Here is a 5,424-nt window from a genome sequence, read left to right as displayed (position 1 = left end):
ACTATTAACGATGCCAGTACCAATACTCGAATCACCCTCTTTATCATCTGTTGCTTCAATTCGTAATAAAATCTGATAAGCACCAGTCGAGCCTTTGGGGAATTTCGTCGGATCGGGGCTTGGTAACAAGACTTGCCCAGTCGGTTGCAAGAATATATCGAACCGTTCGAGCAGGGTATAACGTCGTTGTAAACCGCGTTCTTCGAGCGGCAAACTGGCTTCGGTTAATAAATCTCGCCCAGTTGGGGGCGGATCTCCAGGTAACACTACTTCCCATCTGCCTTTTAATCTACCCGTACCGTTGTAGCTAATTTGGGCACCGAATTGAGGTAAAGTTGACCCAGTAACAACCGCAGGCGCAGGTTTACCGCCAGTAACTAGTTTGACGCTGGTAATGCTAAAAGGCACGCGCGCGCCACCGCTAGAGAGCCGACAGGTAACGGCTACATATTCATCAGGGCCGCCGTTATTACTCCTCCAGCGGCGCACGTAGAAGAAATCGGAATTATCACCTCGCGCTGCATCTTGATAGGCTTTACGCGCCACAGAGGCGGGAATGGTCATAATATCTGTATAGTTATTTTGACCGCTAGTTCGACCGATATTGTACCGACGCGGCAATCTCCCAAATACGGTACCAGAAACACACGATCGATCGGCATTAATTTCGCCACACCACAATGCTTCAGCGGGGCTTTGGTTATTTAATCCAAAGTAGGTGAGAAATACCGTAGTCGTGCCGAAACTTTTGACATTTACCCCTCTGGGACTAACGTCGGCAGCTTGAGCGGGTTGCATTCCCAAGAAAGTTACACCTATAGCTAAAATTGTCAGCGATCTGGTGAAGATTTGGTTGGTTTTCATGGTTTAGGGAATAGGGGATAGTGGTTCAAAAACTTAGACTTATGCCTGCACTGACGGTATTAATTGTTGAATCGGTGTTGATATTGCCGATCGAACTACTGTTAAGATTCGATTGACCGCTGTAGCGGAGGAAAACACTGCCAGGATTTTCGCGACCGAAAGTATTTGTTTTGAAATTCCAAGTTAGGAGTAAATCTAAAGCATTCGATCGAGTCAAAGATTCGCCGATCGAATCAGAGTCATTATTAAAATTGTAATTAACAGCTAATGTGACATCAGGGACAAATTCCCAACTCACTCCAAAGGTCGGACTTTGGGTAAACCGCGTAATTTGGCGTTCGATATTTTGGGCGTTGTTGAAGTTGTAGCCAAGATTGAATCTTAGTTGTTGACTGGGTTGCCAACCAACTGAAAATTGATGACTGATATTATTAAAGTCAGCATTTTCGCGTTCCTGCTGGCGATTGTCTTGAAAAGTATTGCTAAATTTATAATCAAATGATAATGCGTCAGAAAATTTCCATTCAAGCCCGATTGATTGGGTATTACTAAGCTGATTGGGAATTTTAGATGGGTCTTCAAAATCCCCACTTGCAGCAGCCACGATCGAACCGTTCTGAGCGATTTGTTGATAGCTGTAGGAAATCGTGGGTAGTAATGAGCTGTTGTTCTGTAAAACTGACTGTAAAGGTACATTTAGGCTAAAAGTATCGCTATTGTTTTTAGTCTTTAAAAGATTGGGAAAATTAGCGATATTATCTTCAGAATCAGTGTGTTGAAATTGGATGTTAGCACCAGCGATCGTCGCATCAATGCCATACTGAGCTTGCAACCTGTCGGCATTGACAGTTGCGCCGAGCGTCCCAAATTGAGGATCTGTCTGTTCCAGTTTTATATTGGCGGAGAGAGATAAATTGCGCTTATCATCTAGTTTGACATCCTTGAGAATATCGTAGCTAGTTTCGGCATACCAGGCATTTTTAGTTACGGGTTGTAGAGCGATAGCATTTGTCTCATCAGTGAGTTGTGGATCGTTGGCTCCACCTGCCGTAAAGGTACTGCGGGCAAAGCCAGCATCGGCTTTCCAGCGTCCGTTATCGTTAGCGGCGATAACTCGGAAGCCGATCCCATCGCTGGCTTCGGCATCGACGACTTCACCGACGTTAAAATTGGCGACGGGTAAGCGAGAACCATTCATCACGGTAGTTTCCAGCCGCACGCCGCCAGAGTTATTATTCGCCACTTGCATTCCGAGGGTGGCTCCAGTAAGGTTGTTATTACTCTCTCCTATCCCCAAGATATTATCGAAACCAACGATCGCGGTGGTGCTGAGATGCCCGATACTGAGATCGGCGAAATTATTGAGTTTGAGATTGGCTGTGACTCCTCTAGTACAGACATTGCTGACGAGTAAGGGATTGTTGCCAAAGCAGACATTACCAACTGCCACCTTATTATCGCCATCAGTAAAATCGATCGAGTAGGCACTCAAATCTACAAGCGACGCGCGTTCTTGGAGTTCATTAAAGCGGAGGGCTTCTGGCTTAAAGGTAGTCCCGACGAGGTTGACTTTGCCTTGTAATTTACCCGTACCGATGGGATACAGGGCGGATAGTTCGCCAGTGAAGGCGGCATCTAGGAATGTCGGGCGAGGGGAAACACCCGCATCGGGACTGCGGGATTCGGCAAGTTGGGATTTGATGTTGACGTTGAGTTTGGTGCTGAAACCAATGGGGGTTTCGGGGGGTGTAGCAGCGGCTGAAGTTGTTGCAGGTGTCGATCCGGCTGGCGGGGGTGTCGTAGCAGTTGGGGATTTAGAATCGATGGGATTTGCAGGTGTCGAATCAGGTTTAGATGATGGATTGGGGCTGGGTGCTGGGGTTGTTGTTGAAGTTGAGGGTTTACTAGATTCTTCGGTTTGGGTGGCTACTTGGCTGTTGTTGGGTGCGATTTTAACAGAGAAAGTCGCGACAGGTTCCCACCGATCGGGTGTGGTGGTGCGATAAACTGTGAGTGTTTGCTCCCCAACAGGTAGGGGTAAAAGAGTGGATTTATAGACTAATTCTTGTCCTTCTCGTTGGATTTGAGAAGTGATATCGAGATCGCCTAAAAATACAGCAATTTCTGTTTGAGCTGGCAATCGATCGACTTTTACACGCAGGATTCCCCCCGATTTAAGGGTAATAACTGATGATGGTGTTGGCTCTGTTAAAGTTGAATTATTAGTTGGGCTAGGCGGTAGCTGTGCGAAGGTGGGTAGCTCGCATAGTGCGATCGAGCAGCACAAAACTAGCGTACCCTGAATCCAGCGGTACATAATAGTGGCATTCCTGTATTTAGATTTGTTTAAATTCGAGTGGTGTAAATTGAGATCGGTCTCTGTTCTCAACATCTTTTAGGTAAGAGATCGATGCTCGTTCCGTTTGCATTGGCGCAGCCGCGCGCAGAGATGCTTGCCAATGGATGCAAATGGTTACAAGGCGATTGGAAAAACGGAAAATGGAACTAATGCCGAATCAGAAATTGTGCGAGATCGGGTGGAAATGGTTGTTTATGTACGAGCTGTCCGCTGGCTAAATACTCTAGTTCGGCGGGGGTCGAAATTCGTCCCAGTAGCTTGTTGCGATGGGGCTGACGACCGAACCGAGCGACAACATCGCGTTGGCGGCGTGCTTGAGCGGCAGAGAATTCAAGCAACGAGCGATACTCTGGTAAGGACTCATCCACCAGCGCATCTGCCAGTTGGACTGACATTTCTAGGTGTTGGAGCTGCTCGGCATGACCCAGCGGTAGAAAGAAGAAAGTTTTCTCCCAGGGGGTTTCTAGAGCGGTATAGTGACCGAGTTCGATGCCTGAGATTGTCAGGGCGCGAGCTGTTTCATCCTGGGCAAATGCTCGATCGGTACCCCGATAAATCGTCCGCGAGAACTGATCGAGAATCAGAATCAGCGCGAGTCGAGATCGCGGCTCCCGTGTCCAATCATTGAGTTCGCCTGCGATCGCGCGTTCTAATAGGGGTGAAAAACGTGCGACGATCTCGGCATCGCCACCGCCACGAAACCACCAATCGAACTACCGCACTCGTGCTGCTAGATCGCTATCCGGTAGGCTGGGAAACCAAAACTTTAAAACGTCTTCAACTGCTGTAGTTTTCATATCATGCCTCGATTATTTGGGCTAAGTTTGAATTGGTAGGTCTTCAAGGTTAAGATTTTTTCAGTGGTGAGATCGAACATCATTACTCGACACGATTCGGCTAGCTTTTCGAGCATCCACCGTTAAAGATTCAGCTCCATGAATACAACCCAGTTCCGCAATTTCTCTGGCAACTCGTAGTACGGTTCGATGACTCTAAAGCCTAAGCTGTGATAGAGAGCCTTTGTCTCGTATTGTCGGAAGCCAGGGGTTAGGCGTATGGATCGATATCCGATCGCACGGGCACGATCGATCGATGCTTGTGCCAGTGCTTTGCCAACACCTTTGCCGCGTAAATGCGTGTAGACAAACATTTTCTTCATTTCGCAGGTATGAGGATCGATTTCCTGCACTGCAACACAGCCAGCCGGAATATCTTCATGGAACGCAAGCATGAGCATTCCATGTGGTGGGGCGTACTTGCCAGGTAACAAGGCGAGTTCTTCCTCAAATGCAGTTGCGTCAAAGTACTCATCGATGAGTTTTATGTCTTCTACGTAGCGGTGGCGGTGCCAGACAATAAAGGCGCGCATCAAGGTACGCACTCGATCCAGTTGCTCTGTGGTTGTGGGAACCTCTATAAATATCTTTGGGTTCTCCAGTGGTTCGGATGTTTGCATGGCGATCCTACCAATTTACAACTAGAGGTAATTCAGGCCGAAAATCCACCCGATTTCCCTGGATCTCTAGATCGAACCCAAGCTCCACGCAATATTCTCCTCCTACTCGCAGTCCGATCCGAGCGGTATCGTTCGCGTAGCGTCGGCTCTGCCGAATCGCCGCTTGCAATGCTGGTGACGGACGATCTGCGGTAAGAGAGATCGACTCTACGCGGGTTATTTCCTGCCAACCGATCGAGTGCTCTAACGGCTGTGCCTTTTCCGGAAGATATCGATCTGGACGTTTACCAAATGGAGTCTGGAAGAGCATCGGCTCGGTTAGCACGTCGCTATTCGTCCCAACCGCAATACTCAATGGTTCGGGCAAATAAGGCGGACGATATTCCCAATGGGGAAAGGCAATGCTGTCCTCATCGGTTGTCGTCGATCGCAGACATACTCCAAATGGACACACTCCATCTTGCCGATGTGCCCATCGCTCCCACAGATGAGTCGGGCGAATTAGCTCCGATCTTGTCTCTTCTGGATCGCAAACCCACAGAAATTCCAACATTGCGTTATGGAAAAAGAAACAGCGATTGGCAGTACCTTGCCCAGGATGGGTGTTCGCTCTTCCCTCCACTAAACCATGCCCCGCGAGATTGCGCGTTTATATAGCCAGCAAGCAAGGCTCCAAGCTAGTCAGCCTGGCCTTCCGTCCTGGAAGAGAGAGGAAGCCTTCAGCCTTCTGTCTGATGCAGCGAGG

6 protein-coding genes are annotated in these 5,424 nt (G+C 48.4%); 1 reads left to right on the top strand and 5 read right to left on the bottom strand.

All coding sequences use genetic code 11. The features are described 5' to 3' along the window. The 3 genes from RMO35_RS21570 to RMO35_RS21560 all read right to left on the bottom strand — a co-directional run. Window positions 1-864 (bottom strand): hypothetical protein (locus RMO35_RS21570; RefSeq protein WP_309744146.1); only part of this gene is annotated, 864 nt, incomplete at its 3' end. A 25-nt stretch (window positions 865-889) separates the two neighbouring features. Further along, complete coding sequence (locus tag RMO35_RS21565; RefSeq protein WP_309744144.1) at window positions 890-3,181, bottom strand: hypothetical protein; 2,292 nt, start codon at window positions 3,179-3,181, stop codon at window positions 890-892. A 188-nt stretch (window positions 3,182-3,369) separates the two neighbouring features. After that, entirely contained in the window at window positions 3,370-3,900 is a 531-nt protein-coding gene (locus RMO35_RS21560; RefSeq protein ID WP_309744147.1) for a DUF924 family protein, read from the bottom strand. Between RMO35_RS21560 and RMO35_RS21555 the strand changes: the two genes are divergently transcribed. Beyond that, window positions 3,882-4,013 (top strand): hypothetical protein, encoded by a 132-nt coding sequence (locus tag RMO35_RS21555; protein ID WP_309744142.1) that lies wholly within the window; start codon window positions 3,882-3,884, stop codon window positions 4,011-4,013. The genes RMO35_RS21560 and RMO35_RS21555 overlap by 19 nt on opposite strands. A gap of 129 nt (window positions 4,014-4,142) precedes the next feature. Here the strand turns inward: RMO35_RS21555 and RMO35_RS21550 are convergent, their stop codons facing one another. Both RMO35_RS21550 and RMO35_RS21545 read right to left on the bottom strand, forming a co-directional pair. After that, window positions 4,143-4,679: a GNAT family N-acetyltransferase gene (locus tag RMO35_RS21550; protein WP_309744140.1), complete on the bottom strand. Its 537-nt coding sequence runs from the start codon at window positions 4,677-4,679 to the stop codon at window positions 4,143-4,145. Window positions 4,680-4,686: 7 nt separating this feature from the next. Then, window positions 4,687-5,232, bottom strand: coding sequence for a hypothetical protein (locus tag RMO35_RS21545; protein WP_309744137.1), 546 nt, complete (start codon window positions 5,230-5,232; stop codon window positions 4,687-4,689). Window positions 5,233-5,424 lie beyond the last annotated feature (192 nt).

This window comes from Chamaesiphon sp. OTE_20_metabat_361, assembly GCF_031364565.1.
The sequence above is the reverse complement of the archived record's forward strand: the minus strand, read 5'-3'. Positions and strand labels throughout refer to the sequence as shown.

Coding starts and splice junctions, on each gene's coding strand:
- RMO35_RS21545 (WP_309744137.1), bottom strand. CDS start 5,232: ATGTTGGAATTTCTGTGGGTTTGCGATCCAGAAGAGACAAGATCGGAG.
- RMO35_RS21550 (WP_309744140.1), bottom strand. CDS start 4,679: ATGCAAACATCCGAACCACTGGAGAACCCAAAGATATTTATAGAGGTT.
- RMO35_RS21565 (WP_309744144.1), bottom strand. CDS start 3,181: ATGTACCGCTGGATTCAGGGTACGCTAGTTTTGTGCTGCTCGATCGCA.